This window comes from uncultured Virgibacillus sp., from assembly GCF_947495635.1.
GTDB lineage: Bacteria > Bacillota > Bacilli > Bacillales > Amphibacillaceae > Virgibacillus > Virgibacillus salarius.
Window position 1 is genome coordinate 18,425 of sequence record NZ_CANMAB010000042.1, and the last position, 12,672, is coordinate 31,096.

Here is a 12,672-nt window from a genome sequence, read left to right on the forward strand (position 1 = left end):
TGTCCGATTAATTGAAAGTCCTTTAGGTCATACCCTTGTGGTACTAGCAATCAGTAAGGGATAGACAAAAGCCCCAGCGGATTGAGGTTTCACTTTATTTCCTTCATTGAACAAGTTATGAAGTACATATATATAGGAAATACTTTCGAATGTATTTTATACATGAGACAATAAAGAAAAAAGGTTATGAACATAACAGCATAGGTGTGAGTAAACATGAAGAAAAACTACTATTATTTCGGTGCTATTTTTGTGATGCTTTTAGGGATCAGTCTTATCTTTTTCCTGACACATCAGCCTGACCCAAAGTTAAATGATGTTATCATTTCGGAGAAAGACAGTAAAACAAATGGGGATCAGCAGAAAGAAGCGACTAAGACAGATCAAGATGAAAAACAAGATGATCAAACGGAAGAAAAGCCATTCTCCGAAATGGTAGTAAGTGCTGTTGAACAAACCATTCAGTTCTTTTCAAATAAAACACATGTTACAGCAATAGGTGATTCCCTTACACAAGGAGTTGGCGATTCAACCGCACAAGGTGGATATGTAGGGATTTTGGAACGGGCTATTAACAAGGATAAAAAAGTAGTAACATTCGATAATCTAGGTGTCCGCGGTAATCGCTCTGATCAGCTGCTTAAAAGACTGGATAAACCCGAAGTTGTTTCCTCGATTAAGCGATCTGATATAGTATTAATAACTATCGGAGCCAATGATATAATGCAAGTCCTTAAGCAGAACATTACCAATTTAAAAATGGAAGACTTCACGAAAGAGCGTGCACAATATCAAGAAAGATTGCATCATATCTTTTCCAAAATTGAAACAATTAACCCGAAAACAAAGATTTATTTATTAGGATTTTATAATCCATTCCAAAAATATTTTAAAGATATAAAGGAATTAGGAATCATTGTTGAAAATTGGAATAATACAGGGAAAGAAATAGCAGCTAGCAAAAAAAATGTATCGTTTATTCCGACAAAAGATTTATTTGATAACACAGATGAAAACCTATTTGCAGAAGATAATTTCCATCCGAATCACCTCGGCTATAAGCGAATGGCCCAGCGTGTATTGGATTTCCTAACAAACGAAGATGAAAGAGGATGAGTAATATGGCAGAAAGAAACGTACGTCGATCTAAGAGGAGTAAGTGGAAAAAGCGGTTTATAGGCTTGCTTTCATTAAACATTGTCATATTAATCATTATTTTAGCACTTATTTTTTGGCCAGTACCACGTGTAGATTATCCGGCTCAACATGCAGATAAAGCTGATGAAAGCTCAGAATTTGTCGTTCGTACGACGAAACAAAATTTGAATGAGTTAATTAACGCATATATCGATCAAATGCTCAACGATACAAAACATCGCTATCGAATTGAGTTAGGTGAGGATGTACATTTAATTGGTGAATTACCAGTATTTTCAACAACCGTACCATTATCTGTTCATTTAGAGCCATTTGTTCAAGATAATGGCGATATTATATTAAAGCAAAGATCGATCTCTATCGGATTACTTGAATTACCAAACCAAAAAATTATGGAGTATATTGATAAATACTTACCAATGCCCGAATGGGTAACGGTAAATCCAAAAGATGAAGCTATCTATGTTGCAGTTACAGATATGAAGCTAAAAAGTAATTTTCAAGTAGCTGTTGAGCATATTGACCTTGACGCTAATAACTTAGCATTCAAATTCCGCGTACCTTACCAAACTTTAGGTATCGAATAGTTTTAAAGCCTATCGTTACTGTCTCATTACAGAAAAAAAGCGCAAGCGCTCGATTAGAAATTTAGCAACTGGAGCGAGTCAACGGAGATAAAGGAATCACGGTGAGCTTGCGAGCCGATGACGACTTATTGTGGGATGATTCGTGAGGTCGCCTAGTTTTTGGGCACTGGAGCTTGCCGCAGCTCAACACGCGCCTATTTATCCATAGGCTCAAATTTTATAATTTCCAAGACTACAACAAAAGCTGGACGTTGTTCGTCCAGCTTTTTTCTCATGAATAATACGGTATAAACTAAAACTTTAATCCGTGGGGATCTTGTTTATCCCTCACCGATTCCATTACCATAATAGTATACCCTAAAAGCCTTTGAACAAATCGAACATTTACCGGCAGGTATATATGAGGAATAAATGATCATTTTGTGGCTAATTTCACTTAAAAGCAGTGTAGCAAATGCTTCGCTTCGGATTGAAATACATCCTATTATCAGCTAATATATTAACTTAAATTGACCTTTTTACTTAACGGATAACAAACCGTTTTACTTTTGAAGATAATAAAATTAAAAATGATTGCTTTGTCTTTTCTTCAACAACTATAGTACTTAAAGATTCCTGATTCCTGAACGGATAATCGCCTAGCTTACCTTTATAAATCAATTCCATACCTTCGTGATTCCGAATATCAGCAGGTGTAATAAAACAAGCAGGTTTCTTCAAGCTAAAAGATGGTACACCTCTTAGAACAGTCGCTACAAATTGTGAACAAAATAGTGCACACTTTCGATTAATTTCAATTTGTAACAATATACCAAATAGCCCAATAAAATTATATCTATATTTATGCTGTTGTCTTTCAATATCCTTAATATTCTTTACTATTTTCTCACACTCATGATCAGCTACTGTAAATTGATAAACGGCACAGTCTGATTTCTTCATAAAATCACTACGAATATCCTCTTTAACAAATCCTCCAATGAATGGATTTCTCGGCCGCTTCCGTCCAAAACTATAGACTTCTGTTAATTCATGATCAAAGCCAATAGATACATGGTTTAAAGACTGCTTCGTAAAGAAATTTATCGCTTTAGCTAAATTAGTACCTGTATCTGTAAAGAGAAAATAGATGACCTTCTCTCCCAATAAACACCCCTCCCCCCAACTTCTATTATAATGAAGAAGCGAATTTAGGTAAAATCCTTTTCTATTCTACTATTACAAATAATTGTAAATTATACAAGTTAATTTTTTATTGTGACAAAAACGTAAGAAACACGTATGAACTCTCTTGCATTGATGTTATGGTTCATGTTTCTAGTTAACGAAATCTACCCCGTACATCATAGCAAGAGTTTTTATGTCTAGACCTATTCAGAATTCATTGTTTAATCATGTCTAAACATTGACGAAAGCCTAGAAATAACGTAAGCTAACCATGATTACAATTATTATATTGGAGGAAATTAACAAGCATGATTAATGTTTCTAATGTTAGTTTACGATATGGCGATAAAAAATTATTTGAAGATGTAAATTTAAAATTCACTTCAGGCAATTGTTATGGATTAATTGGAGCAAACGGCGCAGGAAAATCGACGTTTTTAAAAATTTTGTCAGGTGAGATAGAACCTCAATCTGGACATGTATCGTTATCACCTGGTGAACGACTTGCTGTATTAAAACAGGATCATTTCGCCTATGAAGATAATCAAGTACTTGAAACAGTTTTGATGGGCCATGAAAGGCTATATGCTGTCAAACAAGAAAAAGATGCTATATATATGAAAGGTGATTTCTCAGAAGAGGATGGTATGCGAGCAGCTGAGCTAGAGGGAGAGTTCGCAGAAATGAATGGTTGGGAAGCAGAATCTGATGCAGCAGTCCTTCTAAAAGGCCTTGGAATTAAAGAATCACTACATGATAAGCAAATGGCTGATTTGTCTGCAGATGAAAAAGTAAAAGTATTGCTTGCACAAGCATTATTTGGTAATCCAGACATCTTACTACTGGATGAGCCAACGAATGGATTAGATATTCATGCTATACAATGGTTGGAAGAATTTCTAATTCATTTTGAAAATACTGTAATCGTTGTATCACATGACCGTCATTTCTTGAATAAAGTGTGTACACACATTGCTGATGTCGATTATGGAAAAATCGAAATTTATATTGGTAACTATGATTTCTGGTACGAATCAAGCCAATTGGCTAACAAAATGGCTCAGGAAGCTAACAAAAAGAAGGAAGAAAAGATCAAGGAGCTACAAGCATTTATTGCACGCTTTAGTGCGAATGCATCTAAATCAAAGCAAGCAACTTCTCGAAAGAAATTACTGGATAATATAACACTAGATGACATTAAACCATCGTCCAGAAAATACCCATATATCTCCTTTACCCCCGGTCGCGAGATAGGGAATGATTTATTACGAGTCGAAGGGTTAACCAAAACGATAAATGGAGAAAAAGTGCTTGATAACGTTAGTTTTACAATGAACAAGGATGACAAAATTGCTCTTGTAGGAAAAGATGACATTGCTAAAACAACATTATTTAAAATTTTGATGGGCGAGATGGAACCTGATGCAGGAACCTATAAATGGGGTGTGACCACTTCACAGTCCTACTTTCCGAAAGATAATGCTGCGTACTTTGAAAATAACGACCTTCCTTTGGTTGATTGGTTACGTCAATATTCGCCAGAGGATGAAACAGAAACATTTTTACGAGGCTTCCTAGGTAGAATGCTTTTCTCTGGAGACCAAGCACTAAAAAAAGCAAATGTGCTTTCCGGTGGTGAGAAAGTTCGTTGTATGTTATCCAAAATGATGTTAAGTAATGCGAATGTACTTCTATTAGATGAACCAACGAACCACTTAGACCTAGAATCTATTCAATCCTTAAATAATGGATTAATTAAATTCAAAGGATCCATTCTGTTTACGTCACATGATCATCAGTTCATACAAAGTATTGCAAATCGCTTAATTGAAATCACACCAAACGGTTTAATTGATAAGGAAATGAGCTATGACGAGTATGTTCAGGACAAAGAATTGCAAGATAAGATTGCCAAAATGTATGCAAGTTAATTAGCTCTAAAAAGTGGTTACGCTGTACCTATGTGATCATAAAGAGGCTGAGACAAAAGAATGAAGAAACAATCAAAAAACGAACGCTAATTATTTGAAATTAATTAGGTCGTTTTTTGATTAGAATAATAAATTTAGCACTTGAAATAAGCGAGGATCCGGCGGGAACAGCACGAGTCCGAAGATCCACTTGGTAACGTGTTTTTCTTTACCAAGTTAGCTGAGATCCGTGCCCGCGGAAAGCGCGTATAGTTTCATGGTGCGGCGATGATACTCCTATTGATAACATGATTATTCGTATTTTGAGTAAAGAAGTTGTGTCTTGTCCCAGCCTCTTCTTTGTCAATATCTTTTTGTATCGTCCTCTGTTGTTTATCCCGATATAACGGGCAGTAAAACCCCCACTGATGGAAGTTTCACTTTATTTTACAAATTTCATATTCACCTTGTTAAGCATTTCATTCGTCATTTTGTCAAGGTCATATGCTGCCTTAAAGCCCCATTCTTCCGTGGCTGCCGAAGAATCGATACTATTTGGCCAACTGTCTGCAATTCGCTGCTTAACAGGATCTACCTGATAATCCAGTTTAAAATCTGGGATATGCTTTTGTATAGACTTAGCAAAGTCCTCAGGTGCTGCTGAGATAGCAGAAATATTAAATGCATTTCGATGCTTTAATTTGTTTGGATCTGCTTCCATTAACTGGATAATGGCATTTAAGGCATCTGGCATATACATCATATCCATGTACGTCCCTTCTGCAATGCAAGACGTGTAGGTTTTATGCTTAATAGCTTCATAATAGATTTCCACCGCATAGTCTGTAGTTCCGCCACCTGGAAGCGTAACATGAGAAATCAAACCAGGATAACGAACTCCTCGCGTATCTACACCAAACCGGTGATAATAATAATCTGCTAACAATTCACCAGATACTTTGTTGACACCGTACATGGTTGTTGGACGCTGTAACGTATCCTGTGGTGTATGATCCTTAGGTGTTGTTGGCCCAAAAGCACCTATCGAACTTGGGGTAAAAAACTGTAAATTCAGTTCCCGAGCAGTTTCTAATGCATTAACAAGGCCACCCATATTAATATGCCATGCTAATTTTGGATTCTCCTCAGCTTTAGCAGATAATAGTGCTGCTAAATGCATGACAGTATCTACATTATATTTCTTAGCAACACTATATACTTGATTAGCATCCGTTACATCAACAAGTTCAAATGGCCCTTCTGCAATGATCCCTTCTGCCTTACGGATATCTGTCCCAATAACATTTTCTACACCATATGTTTCTCTTAATTTAACGACAAGCTCTGAGCCAATTTGTCCCAAAGCTCCTGTGACTAAAATTTTCTTCATTTCACGATATTCCTCTCTATTGTTACACAATTTCCCGCTGTTTTATATAATCCCTAATTCCTTACCAACTTTCTCATACACTTGAATTGCCTTATCTAGCATTTCCTTCGTATGTGCCGCACTTGGCATATTTCTTACTCTCCCTGTACCACGTGGTACCGTTGGGAAGACGATAGACTTCGCATAGACACCTTCCTCATTCAAACGCTTACTGAATGTTTGTGTCGCATTTTCATCACCAATGATACAAGGTGTAATTGGTGTTTCACTATCACCAATATCAAAGCCTAGCTGTTGTAATCCGTCTTTCAAATAATTCGCATTCTCCCATAGCTTTTCATTTAATTCCGTACTCTCCATTAATATTTCTACTGCCTTCGTACTAGCAACAGCATCAGCTGGTGACACGGCAGTAGAAAATAGAAATGGACGAGAGCGTACCTTTAACCAATCAATTAAGTTAGCTTTTCCTGCAACATAACCACCTATTACGCCAATGGCTTTTGATAATGTACCCATTTGGAAATCAACTTTATCCTGTAGTCCAAAATGCTTCACGGTTCCAGCTCCCTTACCTAATACACCAGATCCGTGTGCATCATCAACGTAAGTAATAAGATCAAATTCCTCTGCAACTTCTACAATTTCAGGGAGCTTGGCAATATCTCCGTCCATTGAGAATACACCATCGGTAATAATCATAATTTTATTATACTGACCTGATTCGACCGCTTCTTTAGCTTTTTCACGTAAATCATTCATGTCCGAATGATTAAACCGTATTATTTTTGCTTTTGATAAACGACAGCCGTCAATAATAGAAGCGTGGTTTAATTCATCAGAAAGGATGGCATCATGCTTATCCATAACTGCAGAAATAGCAGCCATATTGCAATTAAAACCAGATTGAAACGATATAACTGCTTCTGTACCTTTAAATGCAGCAAGCTTTTTCTCTAGTTCCAAATGAAGATCAAGCGTACCATTTATTGTCCGAACGGCACCTGCACCAACACCGTGTGAGTCCACTGCTTGCTTTGCTACTTCCTTTAAGCGTTCATCAGTAGCAAGCCCTAGATAATTATTAGAGGACAAATTAACTAATACCTTCCCATCGATTGTTATCTCCGGACCATTTGGACCTTGGACTGGGTCAATTTCATTATATAGACCTCGTTCTTTTAAATCTGCAATATTGTCATTTAAAAAAGAATCTAATGCTTTACTAGTCATTTTTAATTTTTCCTCCTTATTATGTAAACGATTTGCAGCTAATGAATGAAACAGCAACAATGTTTATCATAAACAACTGTTTCGCTTCATAGTATTTTATACACGATTATTTCTTCTTCAGTTTAACATAAAGCCTGAAAAATGTTTAATGAGATAAGTCGTATGAAACTGTAGGATATTGGAATAGTAGCGGCTGACTTTTTCTTTTCTTTATGTTTTACAATTACCTGTTAAAAATGCTTCAATAACTTACAAATTTGTAAGAATTCCCACAAAAAATGTCATAAAAAACTATGGTTATTAAAAAACATTTTTATTATACTGAGTATAGAAATCACATATGGAGGAATAAACATGAAGAAAGTTCTTGTTGCCATGTTTGCTATCTTAATTATTACTTTCGGAATTTTTGGATATGTGGAATTAAATGATGATTCCAATGAAATAGTGGATAAAAATCCTAATTCTATTAAAGTAAATTCATAATATACTTCTAAACCATGAACCTACTAAATTCTACAGCTGATCATTTAACACTTACTATTCTACTTACTTTTTATATCCAGCCCTTATTTCTAGCAATTTCAACCGCTTCTATGCGGTTTTTTGCTGCTAGCTTTTGGATAATCTCTGATATATAGTTTCGTGCCGTACCGTAGGACAAATATAATGTACTTGCTACTTCCTTCGCAGTTTTTCCCATGGCTATAAGTTGAAGTATTTTTTGCTCCCGCTGATTTAAAGGGTTTTCATCTTTAAGTATTCCTACCATTAACTCCTGACTATAAACCTGCTTCCCTGCTGCTACCTGGCGTATACCTGCAGAAAGTTCATCAATAGAACGATCTTTTAATAGGTAGCCATCAATGCCTAATTTTAGTGCTTTTTCAAAATAACCAGGTTTTTGGAAGGTAGTTAAAATGATAACTTTCGGACCATTCTCTATACGCTTTACATAGTCAGCAACTTGCAACCCATCCATTACAGGCATTTCAATATCTACCAAACAGATATCTGGGTTTAAGGTTTGAATAAGCTTTAATGCTTGTTCGCCATTAGTTGCCTGACCAATCACTTCCATATCCTCCTCTAAATCCAATAAAGAACTGAGCGCCCCCAATAACATTTTTTGATCTTCTGCAATTACAATTCTATACATATGTTTCCACATCTTTCTTTACTTTAGGAACCTGCATTTCCAGTACACTACCATTCGTAGTATGTACAGTCAACGTTCCATTAATTAAAGATAACCTCTCTTTCATCCCCTTTAAACCATTCCCTTCTCCCCATTCCCGGGATTGCCCAATTCCATTATCTGCCACGATTAAGTATGTATTTTCAACTGTATCCTTTAAATCAATCCAACAATAAGATGCTTTACTATGTTTTACAATGTTTGTGACCGCTTCACGTAGGCATAAACTAAGCATACTCTGCTCGACTATTGGTAGACTCTCCATATGAATATTTATATTCGTATGAACTTGTATGTTAGCAGTTTGTAAAATATCTTGTACATAAATAAGTTCTTCCATAATGGTATGAGACTTCATACTGGTTACTAATTCCCTCACTTGATCCAGCGCTATCCTAGATGTTAATTCTATTTCCTTAACCTCTTGTTTAGCCCTGTTTTTATCTTTTGTTATCAAACGTTCAACTAGCTGACTTTTTAGGGTAATTAAAGACAACGTATGGCCAAGCGTATCATGTAAATCACGGGCAATTCTTGTTCTTTCTTCCCGTTTAACTAGCTCTTTTATTTTTGCATTAGCTTCATCTAGCTCGCTTTCCAACTCCATTCGTTTATTCATTGAACGTATTCCAAATGGGGCAGCAAGAATTACCACTACAAAAGGGAGAGCGTTCAAAAAAGGAAATGAATGTGTAATAAAACCATGGTATACCAATGGTACTCCAATTGTACATGCAAGCCAGCCCCAGGCAATATGGAATTGCTTTTTCTCTAAGTACCATGAAATAAAGTTTACAGTAAAAAAACTTAAGTACATAAAATTATAATGATAAAAAATACTTTGGATACAAATAATCACCATTTGTATGCCTAGCCATATAGAAAAAGACGTATGACTAGTAATGTAGTAGAGTTGTCGATATGATACAGTAAATAATATTAATAGAAAGAAGCCTAATAATTTCTTCATCCCCACCTCATCCCACAGAAATGAAATAGGGATAAATAAATATACTAAAAATATGTATGGATATAAGCCATATTTGAATGGGAAAATGGAAAACCTGCATTGCTTTACCAAGCTAATCACACCACCTCTTGTCTACGTCTTATATAGGTTGATAATATCATAAATAAACCCGTAAAGAAGAAAAGAATTAGCATATTACCCCAATGTGGAGTATACCCTCGTATTATTTCCCAGGGACCATTAACAAAATTATAGGAGGGTAACCACTCGGCTATTGCTTGCAGCCACTTAGGCATAGTATCTAAAGGCATCCACATACCACCTATTAATGCTAATGCAAGAAAAAGGATATTACTTACACCATTTGCAGTATCCACTTTTTTCATAGTACCAATGAGTGTCCCTAATGTTAAAAATGCAAAAGAACCTATTATAATCCACAAACCACTTATTATCCATTGCATAGCAGTTAGGGAAACACCATTTATTACAAAGCCAGCAAAAAATATTACAATAATCGATAATAGATGAATACAACTTTGTCCAATCATTTGACTCAATAAATAGGTTGCATTAGACAGAGGAGTCACTTTTATAAATTTGATCCAACCAGTCGACTTCTCTTGAACCATCCGTATACCTAGTGACATGATACTTGACCCCATCACACTAAATGTAGTCATCGACATTAAATAATGTGACGCCCAGAGTTCTCCATCACTCACTCCAACATTTATCACGTTTGTAAAAACAAAATAAAAAATGACAGGAATACATAGAGACCAAAAAACATAGTACGGATTTCGAAATGCCCTTTTCATCTCGGCCATAGATTGATAATATAAGACTCTCATTTATTTACTCCCTTCTTTGACTAAAGTGTGAAAGACATCTTCCATCTTGCCTTTATCAATTTGAATATCGTATGTGTTTGTTTGATGTTGAGTAATGTAAGAAACGATAGAGTCGGTATCCTTGGTCTCAATATATATTCGGTCGTATCGTTGTTCAATACCGATAATAGCTGGGTGCTTCAATTGAGGTATTCCCGTATCATTATTTATTTTGAATGATACATACTGTTTTGAGAGTTTTTCTTTTATCTCGTCTGAAGAACCATTAGCAATTACACGTCCTTTATTAAACAGAATAATTCGATTAGCGATATCATCAGCTTCATGTAAATAATGTGTCGTAAAAATAATCGTCTTTCCTTGGTTTGCTAGTTGAGTAACTCCTTGCCAAAAAGATGCCCTAGATATCGCATCCAAACCATTAGTTGGTTCATCCAGTATAAGCACTTCTGGATTACCCGCTACTGCTAACGCAAAATTCACCCTTCGCTTTTGACCACCTGATAAATATTCAACTTTATTTTGAAGCTCTTTGGTTGTTAATCCTGTTATTCTTATCATGTCATCCAATAAAAGTGGTTTTGTATAATAGGAACGAAATAGCTTAAGTAGTTCTCTAACAGTTAATCTATCCATTAAGCCTGTTTCCTGAAGCATAACACCAATTCTTTGCTTAACAAGTTGATTTCTTGGGTCCATTCCTAGCAAACGAACCGAACCAGCTGTTGGTGTTAGTAAACCTAAAATGATGGATAAAATGGTTGTTTTACCAGCGCCGTTTGGCCCTAACAGGGAAACTACTTCACCCTGTCTAATTGAAAATGAAACAGTATCTAATGCACTAACCGTAGTATATTTTTTACTTAATCGATTCACTTCGATTATCTTACTAGACATTCTACATCAGCTCCCTTTTCCTAAGTTTAGTAGATATAAGTGCGTAAATTTTAGTATAGTATGTCACAAAGTATAGTTGACAGTTGTCATTTTTTAACCGCAGATATCACAAATGCATTTTTCTGCTGAAATAAAAATGGAGCAGGATAGCTAGCTATCCTGCTCCATTTTTTAAATTATCTTCTATTATTTTACGATAGTGACATTAACTGTTTTTACGCCCCAATTCATGGCTGCGCTTTTTGATGGTACGTGAACATCTATTTTATTACCTTTGATAGCACCACCCACATCGGCTGCAGTTGCATAGCCATAGCCTTCAACATATACTTCTGAACCGAGTGGAATCACATTTGGATCAACAGCGATTACTTTTGCATTTGGATTTGCATTCAGGTCAACTCCTGTTGATGTTACTCCAGAGCAACCACCACAATCTGCAGTATACGCCGTTGCTGTAACAGAAATGGTTTTTCCTTCTGGATTGTCATTCTGTGATTTAGATTCGTTCTTCTGTGTATTTTCACTTACTTCTTCTTTTTTCTCGTTTGAATCTGCTGACTTTTGCTCTACTTTTGCTACTGGCTTATCTTCTTGTGAAACATTAACACCTTTAATCGTTAATTCTTGTCCAATAACGATGATGTCTGATTTCAGGTCATTCCATTCTTTAAGATCCTCTATAGATACATCGTATTCTTTTGAAATATCAATCAATGTATCTCCTTTTTCAACTGTATATTTATCATTTATAAATAATGTTTGTTTTGGTTGAATAGTTGTTGATTTTAATTCATTAATTTCAACCAAGTCTTCAACTGTTGTATTATATTCATCTGCAATATCCCAGAGATTGTCCCCTTTTTTTACTTCGTATTCTTCCGCTGATACAGAAGTAACAGCAGCGCCAGCAATAATGATGCCCGTAGCGAATGAAGCCACAAGTTTTTTCATTCGTAGTCCCTCCTTAAATTTCTGACATTGCCTATCGTACCATAGGGGTATAGGCAATGCAGTTACAAGTCGTTTAAGACTCCATTACAAGCATTACCAAATCTAGCGCTATTTATTACAAATGTAATAGATTTGTGATAAAAGTTCTGTGAATCTAGTATTTTGTATTTCAATAGTCATCATTTATGGGATTTTGTAATAAAGTGAAACTTCTATCAGTGGGAGCCTTACTGTCAGTTGTATATAGGATAAAAAAAACGGAGCAAAATTCGCTCATTCCTTATCACTAAATGCTCAGATTTACGCTCCCTCTAGTAGCTATTATGGAATAATAGCTACTGCTTGACCACCACT

Annotated in this window: 12 protein-coding genes; 4 read left to right on the top strand and 8 right to left on the bottom strand. The window is 35.6% G+C overall.

Features of this window, described 5'->3' with window-relative positions; all coding sequences use genetic code 11:
• Window positions 1–216 precede the first annotated feature (216 nt).
• On the top strand, window positions 217–1,116 hold the full coding sequence (locus tag Q1A47_RS10750) for an SGNH/GDSL hydrolase family protein (protein ID WP_026682610.1): 900 nt from the start codon (window positions 217–219) through the stop codon (window positions 1,114–1,116).
• Window positions 1,117–1,121: 5 nt separating this feature from the next.
• Window positions 1,122–1,745 carry a YpmS family protein gene (locus Q1A47_RS10755; protein ID WP_026682609.1) on the top strand — a complete coding sequence of 208 codons (624 nt, stop codon included), beginning with the start codon at window positions 1,122–1,124 and terminating at the stop codon, window positions 1,743–1,745.
• 522 nt (window positions 1,746–2,267) lie between these two features.
• Here the strand turns inward: Q1A47_RS10755 and Q1A47_RS10760 are convergent.
• Entirely contained in the window at window positions 2,268–2,891 is a 624-nt protein-coding gene (locus Q1A47_RS10760; protein ID WP_166530472.1) for a hypothetical protein, read from the bottom strand.
• A gap of 329 nt (window positions 2,892–3,220) precedes the next feature.
• Here Q1A47_RS10760 and Q1A47_RS10765 point away from each other — a divergent pair, with 329 nt between their 5' ends.
• Complete coding sequence (locus Q1A47_RS10765; RefSeq protein ID WP_166530473.1) at window positions 3,221–4,843, top strand: ABC-F family ATP-binding cassette domain-containing protein; 1,623 nt, start codon at window positions 3,221–3,223, stop codon at window positions 4,841–4,843.
• Between the two features lie 421 nt (window positions 4,844–5,264).
• Here Q1A47_RS10765 and Q1A47_RS10770 read toward each other — a convergent pair whose 3' ends face one another.
• Entirely contained in the window at window positions 5,265–6,212 is a 948-nt protein-coding gene (locus Q1A47_RS10770) for an L-threonine 3-dehydrogenase (RefSeq protein ID WP_166530474.1), read from the bottom strand.
• A gap of 42 nt (window positions 6,213–6,254) precedes the next feature.
• Window positions 6,255–7,445 (bottom strand): glycine C-acetyltransferase, encoded by a 1,191-nt coding sequence (locus Q1A47_RS10775; protein ID WP_166530475.1) that lies wholly within the window; start codon window positions 7,443–7,445, stop codon window positions 6,255–6,257.
• Window positions 7,446–7,799: 354 nt separating this feature from the next.
• On the opposite strand from Q1A47_RS10775, the gene Q1A47_RS10780 reads away from it, so the two are divergent.
• Window positions 7,800–7,931 carry a hypothetical protein gene (locus Q1A47_RS10780; RefSeq protein WP_255637811.1) on the top strand — a complete coding sequence of 44 codons (132 nt, stop codon included), beginning with the start codon at window positions 7,800–7,802 and terminating at the stop codon, window positions 7,929–7,931.
• Between the two features lie 70 nt (window positions 7,932–8,001).
• Here the strand turns inward: Q1A47_RS10780 and Q1A47_RS10785 are convergent, their stop codons facing one another.
• The 5 genes from Q1A47_RS10785 to Q1A47_RS10805 form a co-directional block, all read right to left on the bottom strand.
• On the bottom strand, window positions 8,002–8,604 hold the full coding sequence (locus Q1A47_RS10785) for a response regulator transcription factor (RefSeq protein ID WP_026682604.1): 603 nt from the start codon (window positions 8,602–8,604) through the stop codon (window positions 8,002–8,004).
• Complete coding sequence (locus Q1A47_RS10790) at window positions 8,597–9,613, bottom strand: sensor histidine kinase (protein ID WP_240455792.1); 1,017 nt, start codon at window positions 9,611–9,613, stop codon at window positions 8,597–8,599. Before Q1A47_RS10790 ends, Q1A47_RS10785 begins: the two co-directional genes overlap by 8 nt.
• 116 nt (window positions 9,614–9,729) lie before the next feature.
• On the bottom strand, window positions 9,730–10,467 hold the full coding sequence (locus tag Q1A47_RS10795; protein ID WP_166530476.1) for an ABC transporter permease: 738 nt from the start codon (window positions 10,465–10,467) through the stop codon (window positions 9,730–9,732).
• Entirely contained in the window at window positions 10,468–11,364 is an 897-nt protein-coding gene (locus tag Q1A47_RS10800; RefSeq protein WP_026682601.1) for an ABC transporter ATP-binding protein, read from the bottom strand.
• Window positions 11,365–11,550: 186 nt separating this feature from the next.
• A complete protein-coding gene (locus Q1A47_RS10805; RefSeq protein ID WP_026682253.1) occupies window positions 11,551–12,318 on the bottom strand; it encodes a 3D domain-containing protein in 768 nt (255 codons plus the stop codon).
• Window positions 12,319–12,672 lie beyond the last annotated feature (354 nt).

Bases quoted from the DNA above. Each gene is read 5' to 3' on its own strand.
- Q1A47_RS10750 (WP_026682610.1), top strand. From the start codon at position 217: ATGAAGAAAAACTACTATTATTTCGGTGCTATTTTTGTGATGCTTTTA.
- Q1A47_RS10785 (WP_026682604.1), bottom strand. From the start codon at position 8,604: ATGTATAGAATTGTAATTGCAGAAGATCAAAAAATGTTATTGGGGGCG.
- Q1A47_RS10770 (WP_166530474.1), bottom strand. From the start codon at position 6,212: ATGAAGAAAATTTTAGTCACAGGAGCTTTGGGACAAATTGGCTCAGAG.
- Q1A47_RS10800 (WP_026682601.1), bottom strand. From the start codon at position 11,364: ATGTCTAGTAAGATAATCGAAGTGAATCGATTAAGTAAAAAATATACT.
- Q1A47_RS10775 (WP_166530475.1), bottom strand. From the start codon at position 7,445: ATGACTAGTAAAGCATTAGATTCTTTTTTAAATGACAATATTGCAGAT.
- Q1A47_RS10755 (WP_026682609.1), top strand. From the start codon at position 1,122: ATGGCAGAAAGAAACGTACGTCGATCTAAGAGGAGTAAGTGGAAAAAG.
- Q1A47_RS10790 (WP_240455792.1), bottom strand. From the start codon at position 9,613: ATGAAGAAATTATTAGGCTTCTTTCTATTAATATTATTTACTGTATCA.
- Q1A47_RS10780 (WP_255637811.1), top strand. From the start codon at position 7,800: ATGAAGAAAGTTCTTGTTGCCATGTTTGCTATCTTAATTATTACTTTC.
- Q1A47_RS10765 (WP_166530473.1), top strand. From the start codon at position 3,221: ATGATTAATGTTTCTAATGTTAGTTTACGATATGGCGATAAAAAATTA.
- Q1A47_RS10805 (WP_026682253.1), bottom strand. From the start codon at position 12,318: ATGAAAAAACTTGTGGCTTCATTCGCTACGGGCATCATTATTGCTGGC.
- Q1A47_RS10795 (WP_166530476.1), bottom strand. From the start codon at position 10,467: ATGAGAGTCTTATATTATCAATCTATGGCCGAGATGAAAAGGGCATTT.